Origin of the sequence: Aporhodopirellula aestuarii, from assembly GCF_023701485.1 — a bacterium.
GTDB lineage: Bacteria > Planctomycetota > Planctomycetia > Pirellulales > Pirellulaceae > Rhodopirellula > Rhodopirellula aestuarii.
In genome coordinates, this window is record NZ_JAMQBK010000024.1 from 197,576 (window position 1) to 215,094 (window position 17,519).

General features: G+C 57.2%; 20 protein-coding genes and 1 other RNA gene. 11 read left to right on the forward strand and 10 right to left on the reverse strand.

Annotated features, from left to right (window positions below):
* Positions 1-4: 4 nt before the first annotated feature.
* The 6 genes from NB063_RS09245 to NB063_RS09270 all read right to left on the reverse strand — a co-directional run bounded on the left by NB063_RS09245 (position 5) and on the right by NB063_RS09270 (position 6,805).
* Positions 5-334 (reverse strand): DUF2190 family protein, encoded by a 330-nt coding sequence (locus tag NB063_RS09245; RefSeq protein ID WP_250928453.1) that lies wholly within the window; start codon positions 332-334, stop codon positions 5-7.
* A gap of 57 nt (positions 335-391) precedes the next feature.
* Entirely contained in the window at positions 392-2,419 is a 2,028-nt protein-coding gene (locus tag NB063_RS09250; RefSeq protein WP_250928454.1) for a Mu-like prophage major head subunit gpT family protein, read from the reverse strand.
* Positions 2,376-3,878 carry a phage portal protein gene (locus NB063_RS09255; protein WP_250928455.1) on the reverse strand — a complete coding sequence of 501 codons (1,503 nt, stop codon included), beginning with the start codon at positions 3,876-3,878 and terminating at the stop codon, positions 2,376-2,378. The genes NB063_RS09250 and NB063_RS09255 overlap by 44 nt, the downstream gene beginning before the upstream one ends.
* 63 nt (positions 3,879-3,941) lie before the next feature.
* The gene (locus tag NB063_RS09260) at positions 3,942-4,139 is read right to left on the reverse strand and encodes a hypothetical protein (RefSeq protein ID WP_230273898.1); all 198 of its coding nucleotides are present in this window, start codon (positions 4,137-4,139) and stop codon (positions 3,942-3,944) included.
* A 91-nt stretch (positions 4,140-4,230) separates the two neighbouring features.
* Positions 4,231-6,498 carry a terminase gpA endonuclease subunit gene (locus NB063_RS32440; RefSeq protein ID WP_250928456.1) on the reverse strand — a complete coding sequence of 756 codons (2,268 nt, stop codon included), beginning with the start codon at positions 6,496-6,498 and terminating at the stop codon, positions 4,231-4,233.
* Positions 6,488-6,805: a hypothetical protein gene (locus tag NB063_RS09270; protein ID WP_230253616.1), complete on the reverse strand. Its 318-nt coding sequence runs from the start codon at positions 6,803-6,805 to the stop codon at positions 6,488-6,490. Before NB063_RS09270 ends, NB063_RS32440 begins: the two co-directional genes overlap by 11 nt.
* Positions 6,806-6,941: 136 nt before the next feature.
* Here NB063_RS09270 and NB063_RS09275 point away from each other — a divergent pair, with 136 nt between their 5' ends.
* From NB063_RS09275 to NB063_RS09325, 11 genes are all read left to right on the forward strand, one after another.
* A complete protein-coding gene (locus NB063_RS09275; protein WP_250928457.1) occupies positions 6,942-7,799 on the forward strand; it encodes an amidoligase family protein in 858 nt (285 codons plus the stop codon).
* 288 nt (positions 7,800-8,087) lie between these two features.
* On the forward strand, positions 8,088-8,363 hold the full coding sequence (locus tag NB063_RS09280) for a hypothetical protein (RefSeq protein ID WP_250928458.1): 276 nt from the start codon (positions 8,088-8,090) through the stop codon (positions 8,361-8,363).
* A 132-nt stretch (positions 8,364-8,495) separates the two neighbouring features.
* The gene (locus NB063_RS09285; protein WP_146439916.1) at positions 8,496-8,705 is read left to right on the forward strand and encodes a hypothetical protein; all 210 of its coding nucleotides are present in this window, start codon (positions 8,496-8,498) and stop codon (positions 8,703-8,705) included.
* 282 nt (positions 8,706-8,987) lie between these two features.
* Positions 8,988-9,239 (forward strand): hypothetical protein, encoded by a 252-nt coding sequence (locus NB063_RS09290; protein WP_250928459.1) that lies wholly within the window; start codon positions 8,988-8,990, stop codon positions 9,237-9,239.
* Between the two features lie 59 nt (positions 9,240-9,298).
* Positions 9,299-9,360, forward strand: an RNA gene (locus tag NB063_RS09295) — hammerhead ribozyme type II.
* A 29-nt stretch (positions 9,361-9,389) separates the two neighbouring features.
* Positions 9,390-9,869, forward strand: a complete 480-nt coding sequence (locus NB063_RS09300) for a winged helix-turn-helix domain-containing protein (RefSeq protein ID WP_250928460.1) — start codon at positions 9,390-9,392, stop codon at positions 9,867-9,869.
* Positions 9,870-9,878: 9 nt separating this feature from the next.
* A complete protein-coding gene (locus NB063_RS09305; RefSeq protein ID WP_146439919.1) occupies positions 9,879-10,112 on the forward strand; it encodes a hypothetical protein in 234 nt (77 codons plus the stop codon).
* 241 nt (positions 10,113-10,353) lie between these two features.
* Positions 10,354-10,536, forward strand: coding sequence for a hypothetical protein (locus tag NB063_RS09310; protein WP_146439920.1), 183 nt, complete (start codon positions 10,354-10,356; stop codon positions 10,534-10,536).
* Complete coding sequence (locus NB063_RS09315) at positions 10,533-10,766, forward strand: hypothetical protein (RefSeq protein WP_146439921.1); 234 nt, start codon at positions 10,533-10,535, stop codon at positions 10,764-10,766. Before NB063_RS09310 ends, NB063_RS09315 begins: the two co-directional genes overlap by 4 nt.
* Before the next feature lie 11 nt (positions 10,767-10,777).
* Positions 10,778-10,993 (forward strand): DUF4314 domain-containing protein, encoded by a 216-nt coding sequence (locus NB063_RS09320; RefSeq protein ID WP_146439922.1) that lies wholly within the window; start codon positions 10,778-10,780, stop codon positions 10,991-10,993.
* 12 nt (positions 10,994-11,005) lie between these two features.
* On the forward strand, positions 11,006-11,326 hold the full coding sequence (locus NB063_RS09325) for a hypothetical protein (RefSeq protein WP_146439923.1): 321 nt from the start codon (positions 11,006-11,008) through the stop codon (positions 11,324-11,326).
* Here the strand turns inward: NB063_RS09325 and NB063_RS09330 are convergent, their stop codons facing one another.
* From NB063_RS09330 to NB063_RS09345, 4 genes are all read right to left on the reverse strand, one after another.
* A complete protein-coding gene (locus NB063_RS09330) occupies positions 11,327-12,637 on the reverse strand; it encodes a DNA modification methylase (RefSeq protein ID WP_250928461.1) in 1,311 nt (436 codons plus the stop codon).
* Positions 12,638-13,026: 389 nt separating this feature from the next.
* On the reverse strand, positions 13,027-15,297 hold the full coding sequence (locus NB063_RS09335; protein WP_250928462.1) for a bifunctional DNA primase/polymerase: 2,271 nt from the start codon (positions 15,295-15,297) through the stop codon (positions 13,027-13,029).
* Positions 15,294-16,955 (reverse strand): DEAD/DEAH box helicase, encoded by a 1,662-nt coding sequence (locus NB063_RS09340; protein ID WP_250928463.1) that lies wholly within the window; start codon positions 16,953-16,955, stop codon positions 15,294-15,296. The genes NB063_RS09335 and NB063_RS09340 overlap by 4 nt, the downstream gene beginning before the upstream one ends.
* Positions 16,955-17,473 carry a RusA family crossover junction endodeoxyribonuclease gene (locus tag NB063_RS09345; protein WP_145294984.1) on the reverse strand — a complete coding sequence of 173 codons (519 nt, stop codon included), beginning with the start codon at positions 17,471-17,473 and terminating at the stop codon, positions 16,955-16,957. The genes NB063_RS09340 and NB063_RS09345 overlap by 1 nt, the downstream gene beginning before the upstream one ends.
* Between the last annotated feature and the right edge of the window lie 46 nt (positions 17,474-17,519).

A 17,519-nucleotide genomic window follows, 5' to 3' on the forward strand; every position in this document is an offset into this window, starting at 1 on the left:
ATCCTTATTGACTCAGTCGAACACGGACGGTGGGTGTGTTGGTGCCGGCGGAAAGCACGGCTTTGCCGAGCAACTTGTTGCCGGTCGCAGTCGTGACCGATTGGCCAGCGGTCGCGTCCCAGTAAACCTTGGCACCAGGAGAAACCGAAATCGCGGGGTCCTTCGCGACGTCAAAGACGCCTTCGACACTGATCGCACCGAGCACGTTGGCTTTGATGTCGTGTTTGGTGATGCCGACCAGTTCGCCTTGCACGACGACACTACCGGCCGGAAGATCAGCGTCCGGCGTGTAGTCGACGGCCGCTCCCTCTTGAACAAAATCTGCTGCGGACATGGATTGTTAGACCTGAGGTTTGGGACGTGAGTTTTAGGTGAGAAAGTTAAGCTCGGATCACGCTTCGCCGGTGACCTTCACGGCGGCGCGTGGGTCCTGGCTATTCACGCCGAAGTCGATGTAACTTCGGAAACCCATCCCAAGCATGTTGGGTGGCATTTCAACGCGTTCGATCACCGGCGTGCGGCGGCCATTGAGGAATACAATCTCAAAGGCTGGCAAAACCTTGGGGTTGGCGAAGAGGTACCACGCCTTGCCGCTCGCGCCTCCGTAGTAGGAGTCGGATAGATGCGGAGTCGAAACGACCCGATACTTATTGCGATGCGGATTGTCGACGGGGATTTTTGTGGGAGTCCCCGAGGCGTCGATCATCAACTGCGATGAGCCCATCAGCAGTTCGGCTTCGGTTTCAAGCTCGACCGGAACGACCAGGAATTCCGGACGAAGGTTGATCGGCTTCTGGTCTTTCGGCTTAGTTCCCGGCCCTGCTTTCTGCTTACGGAACGTCGTCTTAGCCGCAGTCAGACTATCGGGGCCGAACTTGGTGTCGACACCGGTGAGCAAGTTGGAGTTGCCAGCACTGAAGAACGCGGGGGAATTTCCGAGCAACAAAGTGAAGAACATTTCGTCGATCGACTCGGCCCCACTTCGCCCCATTTGACGCGGAATATCCATGAAGGCCGAGAGGTCATCGTTGATGATGTCCTTACGCGTCAGCGTAAGCAGCTGGCCATAGGTATCCGCCTGATTTGTGTACTTCTGCTCCGAAAGCTTGCCGTGCTTTAATTCGCCATCGGGAGCGACAGGCTCGAAACCGCCCGTGCCCAGCAACCGAAACCGCGAAACTTCTTTGAAGTCGCTCACGCTGCCCACGCTGCACAGATCGTATGCGGCGATCTGGGTCGTTTCATAAGCGGCCAGCAATGTTTTGTTCATCACATTTTCAAGTATTCCAGGCAGGCTCATTGTCGAGAAGCCAGCCTGAATCGTGACGCGGCCGTCGCCAAACACGCGTGGGACGTCGTGTCCTTCGAGTCGCGCACATTCCGCAACCAATTCACGCAGACCAATTTGCCCCATCGGCTGCGCCAGGTCGAGCGTGCGTTCTCCGTAGCTGGCCAGCAGGGTTTTCTCCTCGATACCCACTGACATGCAGGCAGCTGCCTCGAGGACTTCGCGAGTGCAACTTGGGCGGACCGAAGATTGCTCTGGCGCGGAGGGACGTTCATTGCGTAGCACAACAAGCTCCGTCTTAGTCACGCTCCAACCCTGTTCGATCGCATCGGCTTCGATGTCCGTATGTTTGCCTTCGCATACTTTGCGAATGCCAGCGATACGTCGCGACTCGGAAGCAGCTTCGGCACGCATGTCTTCTACAGGTGTGCGAGGCTGAGGGGGTCGAGGCTTCGGGTCGAGTTTCAAGCTTGCATTTACCGGTTCGAGTTCATCCTTGTCGTCCGTTGTCTCATCCTGCTCCTCGCTTTCTGCGGCTAGGCCGGCTGCGACTCGGGCCTCGGTCTCATCGTCAGCGCCCAGGGCCACGAACGACACTTCGCCAAGGGTGCTTTTGCGAGCGACATAGACGGGACCTGAAAACTCACGACCGTTCGCCTTGGTCGTCTTTCCCTCGGGAATGAATACGACCTTGTCGGCACTTGCACCGAGCGATGCCTGCCACGGAAATCCGTTTTCGCTGGTCGCAATCACTTCCTGAGCCGTTGATCCAACGCCCGAGATCACGCCAGAGACTTCCAGCGTTGCTTCGCTAACACGGATGTCATCGGTGTGGCCGACAATGCTGCCGCGATCATGGTCTTTCAGAATTGGTCGACTCTTGCGAGCCACACGCATGCCGGTCAGATCAACAACGACTGGATGGGGCCAGCCGCCGAGTCGCATCGCGCCACCGGTGTAAGCGGTCATGGAGAACTTGCGAAGCGCAGGTTTCCCCTCGCTGGCCGACTCGGCCGCTTGCAGGGTGATTGTTGCGGCATCGTCACAAACAATACGGAGACTGCTAGGAGTCCCGTCCTCGCTTGCTTCAAGTCGCTTGTTGGACGGTTTGTTCTTGGTCGTCGTGGTCATCCTTGTCCTCATGAACATCGGTGTCAACAGAGTTTGAATCGAGCGAAAGTCCAAGCTGGTGCATCAGCTCCAGTTCCTTGGCACGTTGTTTAAGTTCCGTCTCCCAATCACGACCCTGCCGCGCAAATTCGATGGCCAGAGTAGTCGTATGATTTGAGAGACGGATCTTTTGGGCGTTGGCTTCCTTGGCAGGATCGACATGGTCGAATCCATCCCACATCCACGCTCTTTGGAACGTCGAATCGAGTGTGCGAAGCGAGTTGGGCAGATAGCCCTCGATAAGAATGGCTTCGCGAAGCCAAGCGTTCAGGATGCGATCCAACACAGTGCGAGCAAGCTGTGCCTGCTCAACGCGGATCGACTTAAAGTAGGTTTGGTGGTCAAGTCGCCCACTGGCGTAGTTGTAGCCCGACGAATTCCCCGCGGCGACGTTGAAAGGCATGTTCAGACAACGAGCGATCTCGTTGAGAATCTCTTTCTTGAACTCCGCATACGTCGTACTTGGCTGCTCGCTCCTCATTTGAGCCATCTTCCAACCGCCAGGCATTGTGAGCAGCATTCGCTTCTCAAGTTCAATCGGCTCGAATGGTTCCGCAGCGTCGGCTTCGCCATTGGCCGGTGCGTCGGTGTAGAGGATGCCCGCGAAATCGGCGGCCGTTTCTGCAGCCGCAAGTACCGCCAGCGTGAACCGACGAAGTTGTGCGAATAGAGGCAATGCGGGCGTAATGTCCGGGATTCCTCGAATCTGCCCCGGACGATCGCAACGAAAGTAGTGAAGCACCGCGGCAGCCGGCACCGTGTCAAACTCTTCGTCGATCGTGAACGTCACATCGCCAGGATGTTCACGCAGCACGTCGTAGCTGAGCGGGTTTCCGTCGGCATCGAACTGGATTCCGTCGATATAGCGAGAGCGGTCTGCGACCAACGTCGGCGAGGCCACTTGGTCGGCTTCGATCAATCGCACGTCGAGCTTCACAGTCGAGTCAACTCGCTCGTTGCTGGTCAGCAAACCAAACGATTCGCCGTCCGAAACGCGGGCGAGTCGCATCGTCCGCAGCTTTTCCGCCAGACCAACTGCCTCAGCCCAAGCAAAGAATTCCGCTTCAACGAAACGATTCGCAGCATCATCCGGCGTCAGCATTTGAAGTCGTGGTCCAGTGCCAACCACGTCGTTCGCGAGTGTCAGTGTGATGCCGCGAGCGTAACTGTTGTTGGCGACCTCGTATCGCGAGCGATTGCGAAGCGTACGCCGCACATCGGGGCTATTCGCCGCAGCGGACGACAAACCATCGGCTCGCGACCAATGTTTCATGTTGTCGAGCGTCGTATTCGCAGCGTCGTACTTCGCACGAAGCCGCGAAAAGAAGGGCTGCCGGGGTGAGCGTCCCGACGTGGATGAAGAGCGGGAAGCTCCGCCACGCCATGCTTGCTCGATAATCCCTGACAACATCTTCAACATCCGTGTTGGTTTCCTATTGCCGTCCCCGGCAGCCCTGTGTTCATCGCGAAACAAAAAGAAGGATCAGCCAGCCGAAGGTGGCACGATCTTGTTAAAACGCAAGCCACGATTCGGCTTGCGAACCGCGTCCTTGCCAGCGAGATGCTTGTCCGCAGCAATCTGCTCGGTCAGCTTGTGCTGCTCAACGGAACCCGCATCACCCGAAGCCTTAGCTGGCCCCTCAGCATTTTCACGGATTACATCTTTCAACTCTTCAGGCATGGCTTGCGTTTGATTAGAAACATTGCTTCATCCCTGGTTACCTATGCCGTAGGAGGCGAGACTTGTACGCGAATATTCAGAAAGGCTTGATTTAGTTCCGTTTTCGCTTTTGCAGTTCTTTGAAACTGACTCGCTCGCGTCGGCGAGTTGGTTCTACATCGGTGCCAAACAACAATGCGCCTTGCATCGAAGCGGCGACGGAACAGCCGACTAGGCAGTCGAGCCAGTGGTTATCGGGCTGTTCGGGGCGGGCTTTCCATTCGTCGACAGTCCGACCGCGGCCTTCTGTTTTGATAAAGTATTCGGCGGTGATTTGTTCGGCGAACATTCGATGCGTTTCGGCTTGGTTGCCGTAAACGGACAGGCAACCACGATCGCCCATCGCGACAGCGAGCCTCGCGTGCGTGAACGACTTCCACCAATTCGTGTCGTAGATGATGTGCCGGATCGCGCGTTTCCCGTGGACGCTGGGAATTCGCCAGTTCAAACCCACGCGGTCGCCGGGGCGGCGTTTGTATTCGCTGAATGGATTCGAGGACGCACCGACGAAACGTCCGTGCGAAGGCAATAGGATCGAAGCATGTGGGCTTTGCCGACAGAATTGATAGACCACGTTCGTGGAGTGTCCCCAGTTGGCGTCGATCAAGCACCGCCCAATCTTCATTGCCGCACCATCGTCACGTTGCCATTCACGACCAAGCAAATCTTCGGTGAGCGATTCGAGCCCGGCATAGATACTGCCTTCGAGTCCTGTGCCGTCCGCAGCGGTTGCCAGCGTGTGGCGTGCATCGCGAAGCGTGTAGTACGCTCGGCTCTGGTCGGGATACGCCCCGTAGTCGAGAACGTAGCCCGTGAAATCGTCTTCCCATGCGGCGACCACAAAGAACAAGAGTTTTTGCTGCACGTCGATAAACGCAGTGAGATGGTTCGCCGAAATCGGAACGCAGCGTCGTTCGAGTCCGTTGATTTTGCCAGCGACCTGCTCGGCCGTAAGTTGGTCGGCATCGACGCGTTCTTCCGGCAGTGGTTCATTCTGATACTCCGCGAAGAATGCCGCTTCGTCTTGTAGCTTCAAATTCATTGCGTGCTGGATCGCGGACAGCTCGTCGTGATTGAAACGTTCTTTCCACGCGACATCGGCACCCTCGTCCATCGCCCGCCGGTTCTCGCGATAGAACTCGGTTCCGGCCGCGCCGCCGTCGCCGGCTCGCAAACCTTCGGCACGGATTTCCGCGTAGCGTTCCCATAGCGTTTCATTTGTTGGAAATGAGTTCACCATTCGCGTTCGCGCACCGTTCCATTCCGGATGTTTGTCGCGATCGAGAATGTTGTCGGCCATGTCGCCGGGACGAATGACCGTGCAGGGCATGATGCCCGAGATCTTTTTACCTGGGCCGGCGAGTCCGAGCACCGCGCCGGCGAGGATCGCTTCGCGGTTGGCACATTGCGAAAGCGAACGAGCCGACTCGTCCGTTTGCGGGTCATCGAGCACGACCAACGAAGGTCGAACCGTTCGTCCATCGGGCCGCTTGAACTTCATTCCACGAATGCGTCCGGTCAGGCCGGCAACTTTGATGATCGCACCGCTCGCTTTGCTGTTAGCGATGGTTGGCAGGACAACTTCTTTCGCCGTCCATCCAATTTGCGTGCGTTTGCCTTGATAGAGCTGCCCGTTGGCTCGGTTTGAGATTCCGTCCAACGCCTGAATTGGAAAGCAGACTTCCGGGTAGTCGGCCAACAAAATTTCATTGGCATCGAGTTCCGTTTTGATCGAGTCGAGCATGTCGCATGCGTGGCCTTCGTCGCTGCCGATCAAACATACGAAATCTCGGTAACCGTTTAGCACTGCCCAGATGCACGCAACCTCGGCCAGCGAACTTTTTCCACTACCGCGAGCCATCGCGAGTGAGAACAGACCACCACGAACGACCGCTTCTTCGATGCGCTCAATCACCTTCAAGTGATCCGGCGACCATTGCAGATGAAACGTCAGCGAGAAATAGGCTTCGCAAAAGTATCGAAAACTACTGGCGGCCTTCGCTTTTCGCCGCGGATCCTCGATCACTGGCAAGTCACCGATGTCGCGACCGGCCAATGCGATCGCTGCATTGCGGGCGCGGGCTTTGTCTTTGACCTTGCCGTACGGATCCTCGTCGGCCGGCGGCTTCGGACGATGGCGTTCTTCGACTAGCCAAGCGGTGAAGCGGAGGAGGTCAACGTGCGTTCCGTCTCCGATGCGATTTCCAGCTCGCGTTCGATAGCGATAGAGCTGGCGTTCGTTGATCACCTCACCGAACGGCGTGCTATTGAGCGTCCTGCAGCACTCGCTCGGTTTCATTCGTCGCGGGTCAGTCGCCACGGTGCATCTCCTGTAAGAGCCAAGCGGTGTAGACGACCAGGTTGATCGTGCCATCAACGTTTGTCGGTGCGCCGGCTTCTAGATCGGCGGCGATTTGTTCCTCTGGAACGCGCTGGCGGTACGCGTTGCTCAACAACTTCGAAAGTTGCTCGACCGAAAGTTTGGTCGGGTCAACATTCTCTCGTTTGCCTTCCATGTCGGGATCCGTGGGTTGGTTCGCAACTCGCCGCACACGTTGGCGGCTGTCGCGTTTGTTTGCATGTTTGGCATCGTCGGCCGCATGTTTGGGCCGGCGACGTTGGGCCAAAACTGGCGGCGTGCGCGGGTGAAAAGAAACCTGGGAATTACTGAAACATTACTTCCGGACTTCGCTTGAGGTGTCTCGAAACGCATGGCTCATGTGTGTCAACGAAACGAATTACACGCCTTTTGGAGACACACGAATGAACGCCAACGACATCGCCTTCGGTATCGAAATCGAAACCCACATGCCTGGCACCGACCGCACGCCGATCGGTGGATACCACAACGGATTGCCGGTCGCTTGGCTGCCCGCGGGTTGGAAAGCAGAGCGCGACGGCAGCATCCGCACGCCGGCCGGACGCAAACCATGCGAGTTTGTATCTCCGGTTCTTCGCGGCTACGAAGGACTCGCCAACGTAGAGACCGCGGTGGACGCGATCAAAGAACGCGGCGCACGGGTTAACGAATCTTGCGGCCTGCACGTAACGGTTTCCTGGAACGGCGACGCCGCGGCCTTGGCCCGACTGATTTCGCTGATCGCGAACCACGAACGAGCCATCTACGCTTCGACCGGCACCAAACGCCGCGAACGAACCCACTGGGCAAAGCAAATCAAAAGATACGGCAATAAAGACGCCGCGAAGACCCGCTGCGAACGAGACCGCTACCACCTTCTCAACCTCACGCACCTGGCCGCCGGCCGAAACCGAATCGAGATTCGGGCCTTCGCCGGAACGCTCAACAAGACGAAACTGATCGGATACATCCAAATGATTTTGGGCTTGGTAGAACTCGCCCTCACTACGAAACGCTGCAGCGGATGGGATTACGCCAAGAAGCCTGGCACGAAGAGTTGCTGGGACCGACCGGATGCCGGCCACGGCGAAACGGAACTCAACCGGCTCTTCTACCGCCTCGGATGGACCAAGGGTTGGTACAAGGGCGAACTTCGCAACAAACGCTTCGGCGAACTTTCCTCCGCCGAACAAACCTGCGACTGGAAGCCAGTCAAAAAGAAGCTTCTTGAATTGGCCCGCAAATACGACCAGGCGGTCTAACCGCGGACGGCCTTCCGCCCCTCCAACGCCGCGATGTATCTCGCGGCGTTTCTTTGGTTTTGCGGGGGCACGTGTACATCGTGTCGCGTCAACGGCGTATGTGACTAATAGCGGGCCACTGTTTTGCAACGCGACAGACGCCGCAGTTTCGGGCCACGTCGGCGAGATCGAGAAACATTCAAAAAGACTGCGAATTGCTGGCTGGCTTCGCTTGATGTGTTTTGAAACGCATGGCTCATGTGTGGTCATACGAAACGGTTTTTCATTCACCCAAACGGAGACACAAACATGACCATCGACCAACTGATCGGATTGCTCGAAGAGTACCGCGACGTACATGGGCCGGACGCCGAAGTGCGTTTGATGACGCAAGAGAACTGGCCTTTTGAAAACCGCATTGCCGGAATCACCAGCGGCGCGGAGATGAACGAAGCGAGCGAAGACGACCCCAGCGAATACTTCGATGACCAAGACGTCGCCGAAGACGCGATCGTCTACATCGTCGAAGGAGGCCAGATCTGCTACGGCAGCAAACGGGCCTGGGAAGCGTGCCGCGATTGCTAAACGCGGCAAGCGAAAGCGAGTTCGGGAAACATTCAAAGACTTTCCCGAACTCTGCTTGCTGTGTCTGAAACCGCATGGCTCATGTGTGTCAACGCAGACGCATTTCCCCTTTCCAACAACGGAGACCCAACCATGGCAAAGAACACCGCTCGCGTCGAAGACGCTTACACCACCGCGCATGTCCGGGCTTTGACCTTGCTCGAAGACCTTCACCAAATCGTCGAAGACATGCCGGCCCCCGATGCCGACCATCCCATCAATTGGGAACACGTCGGTTCGCTTCAACACCTTTCCGAACGGCTCAAGGAATTGAAAGACTTCGTTGCTCCGGCCGGCGAATAGATTCTCGCCCGCAACCTTTCGGCCGCGCTCGACAGCGCGGCCGTTTTTCGTTGAATCGCCGCCGACGTTGGCCCGTGTCGCGAGCTGTTGCCAACAAGCAGCAAACCATGCCGACATCTCTTTCCGGGCCACAAACGCAAACGTCCGCGGAACTTGAAAACATCGCAAAAGACTGAGAATTACTGCCGAGAATCGCTTGAGCTGTTTCCAGATGCATGGCTCATGTGTGTTAACGCCAAACGGCAAAACGTTTTCAAAACCCTTTTCACGAGAGACAAAACCATGGCCATGAACGAAACGAAAAAAGCGAAGGTCGCCGCTCTTCGCACCGAGATGCGAAAGCTCGACCCCGAAACGTATCAGGAGATTCGTCAGTCGTATTACAAGATCGCCGAGGAGCTTCGTCCCTTGGTCGACGCCCTTGAAAAGGCTGACGCGGACCTGGGACCGGACGGCACGCTTTTGGAAGAGCACTACATCTTTTGCGAGATGCTCGAACGGCTCAACAAGAGCCTTCTTGGCGGGGTTGTTTAACCCGCCGGCCGCACAACAACCGCCGCGGACGGAACCGCGGCGCGACTCGCAAGGACGGAAGCCGAAACGCAAACGGGCGTTGTCGCGGCTGGTTCCCGCGGCCTGACGATGGCAGCCAACCACGAACGAAGTCCAAACGGAGAACGAACGATGAAGAAGGCAGACGTAAAGATCGGTGGAGAATACTTCGCAACGGTCACCAACAAGAAAGTGACGGTGCGTATTGACGCAGAGAACCGAAGTGGAGGATGGGACGCAACAAACCTCTCGACGGGAAAGAAAGTGCGAATCAAGACGGCCGGCCGGTTGAAGGGTTCGGCGCGGGCTACTGAGACGCCGGCAACGAAAACGCGGGTCAGGAAACGAGTCGCGAAAAAGACGGAGGAAACCACGGGCGTTGAAAAGAAGCTCTCGTGCGTGAAAGCGGCGTTGAAGGTCCTGGCTGATAGCGGCGAACCGATGAACGCGCAAGAGATGATCGCCGCGATGACCGAAGCTGGGTTGTGGGAAAGCCCTGGCGGTAAGACGCCGCACGCGACGCTTTACTCGGCGATCCTGCGAGACATGAAACGCGGCGATGAAAGTCGCTTCGTCAAAACGGAACGTGGTCGGTTCACGGCGAGAGCATAGGGCGAAGCGATGAAGTTCATTTGCGACGTCCGCCAGGTAAATGACTTGGCCGAAGGCGAAACCGCACCTCCGGAACCCGACATGGGATACGAACTGCGGTCGATCGCCGGCGAAAACTTTGAAGCTGGTGTTGTGGAATATGTGGTCCGCCGCGGAGACGCGATCTTTGCGAGGACAACGGCCTGCGAAGAGTTTGCGGTCACGGGCAAGAACGCCCACGTTTTGGTGCCGCTCGGCTTCTAGTCCGAACGCCGCCGACAACGCCCGACGTTCGTAGCGTACGGGCGTTTCGTCGTGACGGCCGTAACCACGCGGCGCACCCGAGTCACGCGACACGCGGCAACGTCGTGGCCCAACGCACTCCGGCGAAAAACATGTTGAAGTTTTGGAATGTTTCGTGGACTTCGCTTGATGTGTTGGCAAACCAATGGCTCATGTGTGGTTGTACGAACGGTTTTTCAAACAACACGAACGGAGAAACGAAATGAAGATGCAACCGCAGCGAATGCGATCGGCTGTTGTATTCGCCGACGGCCGGCGAATCGAAGTCGAAGAACCCTTGTCAGTTCAAATGATCGTCGCCGATGCGAAACGCGCTGGCGCGGCCAAGGTTGAACTCGAAAACGGCACCGAAATCTATCTCAACGAGAAAGGAGACCAGAAATGAACAAGGTTCAAACGCTTAACGCTCAGCCAATCCAACCCGCACCGGCTTACGAAAACGCTCACCAGATTGCCCGCGATCTCTTGCAACACATCGAGTTGCAACTCGACCGAATGATTCGGCCGGACAACAAGGCTTTGCGATGGACGCACGTACGAGCGTTGAACTTGGTCAACGCTCAGCTTTCGGAAGTTGCCGCGCTGGTCGACGAAACCAACAACGCTCGCAACTAGGAAACAAAACGATGAAAACGAATCTCAAGGCGGGCGATCGCGTGCGGCTGATTTCGATGACCGACGACCCCGATCCGATTCCCGCCGGCACCACCGGAACGGTGGCCGGCGCTTATCCACAAAGCGATTGGACGCAGGTCGATGTCGACTGGGACAACGGCCGGTCGCTGATGCTTTCCATTCCACCGGACGTCGTCGAGCGACTGCCGGCCGGCCAAACGAACTAAGGAGCAACCACCATGTCCACACGAGCGACGATCGCAGTCCGCCGCGCCGACCGAACATACGCAGCGGTCTACCTTCATTACGACGGTTACCCCGAACACACAGGAGAAATTCTGATGCAAAGCTACCAAACTCAAACCGCCGCCGAGGAACTCGTCTCCCACGGCGACCTTCGATGCCTGAACCGCGAGACCGGCGAGGCCGAACGATTCTCAGACGGTGATCCGCCGGCCAAGTTGCCGACCAACGACTCGCTGATTGATTTCGCGAGAAATTGCGGCGCTCGATTCGTCTATGTCTTTGACGACGGAGCTTGGTCGTGCAAGGAACTCTAGTCACCGCATGTTCTCCTCGCGTCTGCCCACTGGGATCGGCGATTCGCCGGTCCGTTCGAGGATTGCTTTCTTGCCGGTGAAGCGTTGGTAGCGATCAACGATCACGTCGCAGTACGGCGGATCGAGTTCCATCAAGAATGCCTTGCGCCCCGTCTGCTCCGCGCCGATCAGCGTCGAGCCACTGCCGCCAAACAAGTCGAGCACGTTCTCGCCTTTCCGCGACGAGTATTGCATCGCCAAAACCGCGAGTTCGGCGGGCTTGCCAGTGAGGTGTTCGAGCTTCTGCGGAGCGATTTTCTTGACGTGCCACAGGTCCGTCGCGTTGTTTGGCCCAAAGAATTTGTGACCAGCACCTTCTTTCCATCCATAGAACGCCCATTCATGTGCCCCCATGAAGTCTTTGCGGGTCATCACGGGGTGTTGCTTGTCCCAGATGATGGCCTGGGAAAAATACAAACCGGCTGCGGCCAGGACCGGCGGGTAGTTGGCGATGTTGGAGAAGCCACCCCAGATGTAAAAGCAACGGCCGGGTTCGAGCACGCGAGTGATGTTGCCAAACCACGCTTTCAACAATCGGTCGAACTCTTCGTCGGACACAAAGTCATTCGCAAGCGGCCGATCCTTGGCCCGCATCTTCTTCGGGCCTTCCTTCGTCTTGCCCTTGCCAGCCTCGAACGACGAATTGCCGGCCGCGATCGCATTCTTGCTGCGAGGTTCCACCTTCACGTTGTACGGTGGATCGGTATTGCAAAGGTGAATCTTCGCGCCGGAGAGCAGACGATCGAGGTCTTCGACGCTGGTCGAGTCACCACACATCAGTCGATGGTCGCCGAGGATCCAAATGTCGCCGCGCTGCGTGATCGCTTCGTCTGGCGGTTCGGGGATGTCGTCTGGATCCGTCAAACCCTGCGTTACACCGGGATCGAGCAGCTTGGCGAGTTCATCATCGTCGAAACCGAGCAACTCAACATCAAAACCTGATTCTTGTAATCCGCCGATTTCCAAGGGCAACAGGTCGTAGTCCCACTGCGCGTTCTCGCCAGTCCGGTTGTCGGCGATCCGGTACGCTTTTACCGCTTCAGGTTCGAGGTCCGTCGCGATGTGAACGGGGACTTCGGCGAGTCCGAGTTTTTTCGCCGCCTTGAACCGTGTATGGCCGACGATAATGACACCGTCGGTATCGACCACGATCGGCTGGCGAAACCCGAACTCGTTGATCGAGAGGATGACGGCATCAACGGCGTCGTCATTGATGCGAGGATTGTTCTCGTAAGGCTTGATTCGATCAAGCGACCACATTTCGACCTGCATGTTTGCCCTTCCAAGGCGAGAGAATGAAACGGGAAGGGTTGGGTCGGTCGTTGGTTTGATGGGTGGTTGGTTGGGGATCCGATGCGTTCGGACGGACGTGAATTTTCGTTCGGACAGCCGAAACTAACTGTGCCTAATAAGGCTGCTGTTCCCGCGGCCCTGACCAGAGAACGGATCGGCCGGGAGTACCTACGCGTTGAGAAGCGTCATGAATGAATCCGTCAGACAGCCCCCTCATGCGTGCAAACGTGTATCGCGGGCGAGTGGGACTGACACGCTGACGCATTAGGAGAGAGAGTGTTTTTATTCGTATATCGTTGGGTTTCCGCGTACCAAAACCGTCAGCTAATCCGTCAGTTTGACTCTCTGACGTTTGCTGACAGATTCGATCATTCCAGGCCTAAATCGTTCGCATTGGTCGCCAACACGTCAGAATCGTCCGCATCATCGCTGACGGATTGGCTGACGGATTGTTTGGGCAGATCGGGCACCGTGGTGAGGCGATAGCCCGACGCCGGTTTGGTTCGCGTTTCGATCGTGACCGGTTCGATGTCTTCTTGCTGCATCAGCGTTTGTACGATTTGATCGAAGTCGCTTGCCTTCAACGTCATCGAACGCATCATTTCACGGCGAGCCATGGTGTAGTTGGGTCGGTCGGCGAGACGTTTTTTGAATTTCAAGCACTCGGCGTGAAACGGGTTCTCGGCGACGTGAACGGATGCGAGGTAGAGTTGCCGGCGGGTTTGGTGCAGTGAAAACTCGCTGGCCCAACGCACGGCATCAATCGAAATCATCGGCTGCAGATGGTTTTCGCTGACCGCGTAGATCAACGCCAGCTTTTTGGCATGCTCGCACGTCCGACTCCATGCGGCACGAGCCACCTCGTCCCCAGCGTCGTCGGCCTTGTCGTATTCCACCTCGGTTTGTTCACGCAACTGCGTAATCGCGTCCTCCGCTTCCGGCGTGAACGCTACACGCAGCGGTTTGGGATGGAACTTCATGAAATTGCCAGTGCCCGGCTCGAAATCCGCCCACCACTTCGCGATCTCCAGAACCTCCTCAGGAACGTCTCTTGCCGATCCGGGCGTTTGCCCTTTGCCACGCTTGCCGACGTCGATGATATTCAGCCGGGCAAAGAAGCCGTTGGTCAACATTCGCTTCGATAACGACTCGTAGAAGTATTGAGGCGTCGCAGTGCCGAACAACGTCAGGTGGGGCTGATCGACATGGATTGCCTCTTTCTGGTTTGCTTTCACGCGGATCGGATAGACATCGCCAGCGGATGTGTAGAGCGTCAACAAAATGTTCGGAATCGACTCGCGGCTGTTTTCTCGGTCGAGATTGATCTGCCGCAAAACACCGTCCATTTCATCGTTCTGAAACAACATGCGTCCGCTGCGAACCAGGGCGTCCTGGATTCCTTCGCCCGACGCGAACTTGTCACCGATCGAAGTCGCCTCGCCAATCTGGAAAAGGACTTGCGAGTTGACCTTTCGAGGGAATTCTTTACCGGTTCCGCTACCGGCGAGCGCGAGCAGGTAGAGATTCGTACGAAGATCACCGGCGGTCGCGACTTTGCGACCGGCCAAGAACGACTGCAACGCCATCGCGCCGCAAAAGGCAAGGCCGATGTTCGGGTAGGGTGCGTTGGCGAGCGAGAAGTCCATGACGCGGCGAACGAACCCGGGAACTTCAAACAACCGCTCGGGCAACATCCCTGGATCCGCGATTCCCGTGAACTTGGACAATGGCTTTGCGTCTTTGGAAACCGTCTTCTTCGGTTTCGTCATGAAACCGGACAGATCGACTTCGCTTGCCGTTTCGATCGGACCGTCATCGCGGAGCCAACCAAACGGCCGGTCGTGGGACTTAGTCGCGGCTTGATTGATTTTGTGTTGCAGTTCGCGATCGGACCAGGGCGGGACGCATCGAGGGTTGTAGTCCGCCGCGAGAATCGCCAGGGCACGATCCGGTTCGATGCCAAAACCGTGAACCAGCGCTGTCGCGGCGGCGAAGGTTTGCGAGTGACCGCTGCTGCCCGCAATCGCTGGCGGCATGGCGTTCAAATAGGCAATGGCTCGGGCCTCGACATCTCCATCCGACGCAGACCGCGTCGATGAGGTCGGCTGCTTGATTGATACCTGCACACCACGTTTGACGATCACGGCGTCAGCCAGAGCTTTCACGCACGCAGCCAACATGGGTGCAGGAACGGTTGCGGGTTCATTGTCGAGGACATCGTACGGTTCGCCTTCGGGATGGATGCTGGGGCCGACGACGGTTTGAGTCCCGGTGGATCGAAGCTCAACAATCATCGAGCCGTCGTTTGGATCGGCGTGTTTCTCGGTTGTCGCGCCAGCGGCGATGTACCAACGATGCGAACGGGGTGCCGACGGCCGGCCAGTTACTGCCACAGTCGGTGGCAGATATTGATCGGCCAGTTCAATCGCTTCGGCGCAATCGAGATCGACGTCGACGATCCAACCGGACGGCTCGCCGAGAATGATGCCGATATTGCTGTTCTCGGGAAACGCTTCGGGCTTCAATCGCAACTTTGTCCAGTCGCGGCGCGACGGCGACTTTGACCGAGGGCGCAGCGGCACGCAGTACCAGCCACGTTGGCGATAAATCGCAACTTGTTCCCGCACATCGGCTATCAAAATGGGGCCTCTTCCAATGCCGCATTTGGAATCTCGCCGAGTGTCTGCTTGATGATGCGATCGTATTTCTGGCCTGCGATTGAGCGAACAATCAGCTTTTCGGTCGCCGCGAGAAGCCCCGAGCCGGCAACATCAACCGCTTCTTCCGCGTTCGATGGGCACGGATCGAGACAGCGTTCACTCCACCAAGCCTCGGCTTTGCGACGTGCGTAGCCAGAGTGCTCGATGCAGATGTACTCGCTTTGCCAACGTTCGAGGCCGATCATGTAGTCAACGCGCAGGCATCGTGGTGCGTCTTCGTCCGCGTCGCGTTTGCGATGGACGCGATAGATGATGTCTTGGACGTCGTACTCGGTGTCAGTGACTTCGCCAGACAATACTCCGGCCTCCGACGCCTGTGCATCATGAGCTTCTCGCTCGGGTGGCGGGAAGGGATGACCGCACTCGGGACAGTTGGCATAGCCGCATGCAACCAAAGCGTGACACTTCTCACACTCCTTGGCTGGCGGTTCTTGTCCGGGGCGAGCGGCTTTGTCCTTCGGTTTGATCTGGTCGATCGGTCCGTGGCGTTCAATGTTGCCGCCAAAGTCGAGGACCAGGCAGTTTTCCTTGCCGGGATGCAAACGAAAACCTCGACCGACGCATTGATAAAGCAAGCCAGGCGACATCGTGGGACGCAGCATCACCACGCAATCGACTCGCGGTGCGTCGAAACCGGTGGTGAGCACGTTTACGTTGCAGAGAAAGCGTAGCGGTTCGGTTTCGATCAACGATGTTGGGGCATCGCCACGGAAGCGGGCCAACAGTTCGTCTCGTTCGCCCGCTGGTGTTTCGCCGGTCACGAAACCGCACTCGATGCCGTGATTTTCCCGCAACACTTCAACGACACGCCGCCCGTGTGCGACGGACGACGCAAAGATCAACACTGCCCGGCGATCGACCGTCAGTTCAACGATTTCGCCACACGCGGCGGACACGAGGGCGTCGTCGTTGACCAACGATTCGACTTCTTCACTGACGAACTCGCCGGCGCGGAGATGAAGGCCACCAAAATCGGCTCGATTCACGCCGGCCTTGGAAATGAGCGGACTCAGGTATCCGTCACGAATCAATTTCTTGATGCCGATTTCGTAGCAGACTTGATTCAAGAAATGGTCCGCCGAGCAGATCATGCCGGAATCGAGGCGGAACGGAGTCGCTGTCAGGCCGATCACGCGAACGTGCGGATTGATAACCTTGCAGTCGGCCAGGAACTGCCGATACATGCCGTCGCCCTTCTTTGAGATCAAATGGGCTTCATCGACGACGATCAGATCAAATGGATCGAGGTCACACGCTCGCTTGTAGATGCTCTGAATGCCAGCGACGAGAACGGGGGTGTTCGTGTCGCGTTTCTTGAGGCCAGCTGAATACAGGCCGACCTTGATGTCGGGACACAGACGGCGAACCTTGTCGGCGTTCTGTTCGAGTAATTCTTTGACGTGCGCCAAGATCAATACGCGACCATTCCATTGCGTCACAGCGTCGGACGCGATCTTAGCCAGCACGAGACTCTTGCCCGCCCCCGTCGGCAAGACCGCAACAGGGTTATCGTCGCGGTTTCGCAGGTGATCGTAGACCGCATCGACGGCGGCTTGCTGGTAGGAACGCAGTTTCATCACATCAACTCCCCGTTGTGCCGTTTGCTACCTCGTTCGATTGGCAGCGCTGGTGGCAGCAGGTCGTTGATGAAAGTGCAACTCTCGCAGATGCGATTGCCTGGACCTGTGGAAACAAAGGCCTCGTCGCAACGCAAGCACGAACGAAAGCCAGCTTTCCCGATCGGTGCAGGGATGCGTTGAATCACAACTTCGGCGTTGCCCGCTTTCGGTGCCGGCTCCCGTTTCTCGATCGTTAATCGCACGATCTGGCTATCGTCCTCGTACGCACCGCCCCACTGCATCGAGTCCAGCATCGCCTTCAAGCAATTGTCGACATCACGCCGGCGTCGATCGGGCGGATGGACGACGATGTCGACGATCAAATCGCCTGTGAGCGTTTCGATGTTCTTACGATTCAGCAGCGAACTGACGGCCGCTCGATACTTCCTGCCTTCCTTGCTGATCAACACGCGATTGCCAACGTGTCGCCAGTAATGATTGACCGAAGGCGGATAGGGCAACGTGAGTCGGATCATGGTGGCTTACTTCGATGTTCAACGAGCGAATAAAAACACCCAGCCA

Coding starts and splice junctions, on each gene's coding strand:
- NB063_RS09245 (WP_250928453.1), bottom strand. CDS start 334: ATGTCCGCAGCAGATTTTGTTCAAGAGGGAGCGGCCGTCGACTACACG.
- NB063_RS09250 (WP_250928454.1), bottom strand. CDS start 2,419: ATGACCACGACGACCAAGAACAAACCGTCCAACAAGCGACTTGAAGCA.
- NB063_RS09255 (WP_250928455.1), bottom strand. CDS start 3,878: ATGTTGAAGATGTTGTCAGGGATTATCGAGCAAGCATGGCGTGGCGGA.
- NB063_RS09260 (WP_230273898.1), bottom strand. CDS start 4,139: ATGCCTGAAGAGTTGAAAGATGTAATCCGTGAAAATGCTGAGGGGCCA.
- NB063_RS09275 (WP_250928457.1), top strand. CDS start 6,942: ATGAACGCCAACGACATCGCCTTCGGTATCGAAATCGAAACCCACATG.
- NB063_RS09280 (WP_250928458.1), top strand. CDS start 8,088: ATGACCATCGACCAACTGATCGGATTGCTCGAAGAGTACCGCGACGTA.
- NB063_RS09285 (WP_146439916.1), top strand. CDS start 8,496: ATGGCAAAGAACACCGCTCGCGTCGAAGACGCTTACACCACCGCGCAT.
- NB063_RS09290 (WP_250928459.1), top strand. CDS start 8,988: ATGGCCATGAACGAAACGAAAAAAGCGAAGGTCGCCGCTCTTCGCACC.
- NB063_RS09300 (WP_250928460.1), top strand. CDS start 9,390: ATGAAGAAGGCAGACGTAAAGATCGGTGGAGAATACTTCGCAACGGTC.
- NB063_RS09305 (WP_146439919.1), top strand. CDS start 9,879: ATGAAGTTCATTTGCGACGTCCGCCAGGTAAATGACTTGGCCGAAGGC.
- NB063_RS09310 (WP_146439920.1), top strand. CDS start 10,354: ATGAAGATGCAACCGCAGCGAATGCGATCGGCTGTTGTATTCGCCGAC.
- NB063_RS09315 (WP_146439921.1), top strand. CDS start 10,533: ATGAACAAGGTTCAAACGCTTAACGCTCAGCCAATCCAACCCGCACCG.
- NB063_RS09320 (WP_146439922.1), top strand. CDS start 10,778: ATGAAAACGAATCTCAAGGCGGGCGATCGCGTGCGGCTGATTTCGATG.
- NB063_RS09325 (WP_146439923.1), top strand. CDS start 11,006: ATGTCCACACGAGCGACGATCGCAGTCCGCCGCGCCGACCGAACATAC.
- NB063_RS09330 (WP_250928461.1), bottom strand. CDS start 12,637: ATGCAGGTCGAAATGTGGTCGCTTGATCGAATCAAGCCTTACGAGAAC.
- NB063_RS09340 (WP_250928463.1), bottom strand. CDS start 16,955: ATGAAACTGCGTTCCTACCAGCAAGCCGCCGTCGATGCGGTCTACGAT.
- NB063_RS09345 (WP_145294984.1), bottom strand. CDS start 17,473: ATGATCCGACTCACGTTGCCCTATCCGCCTTCGGTCAATCATTACTGG.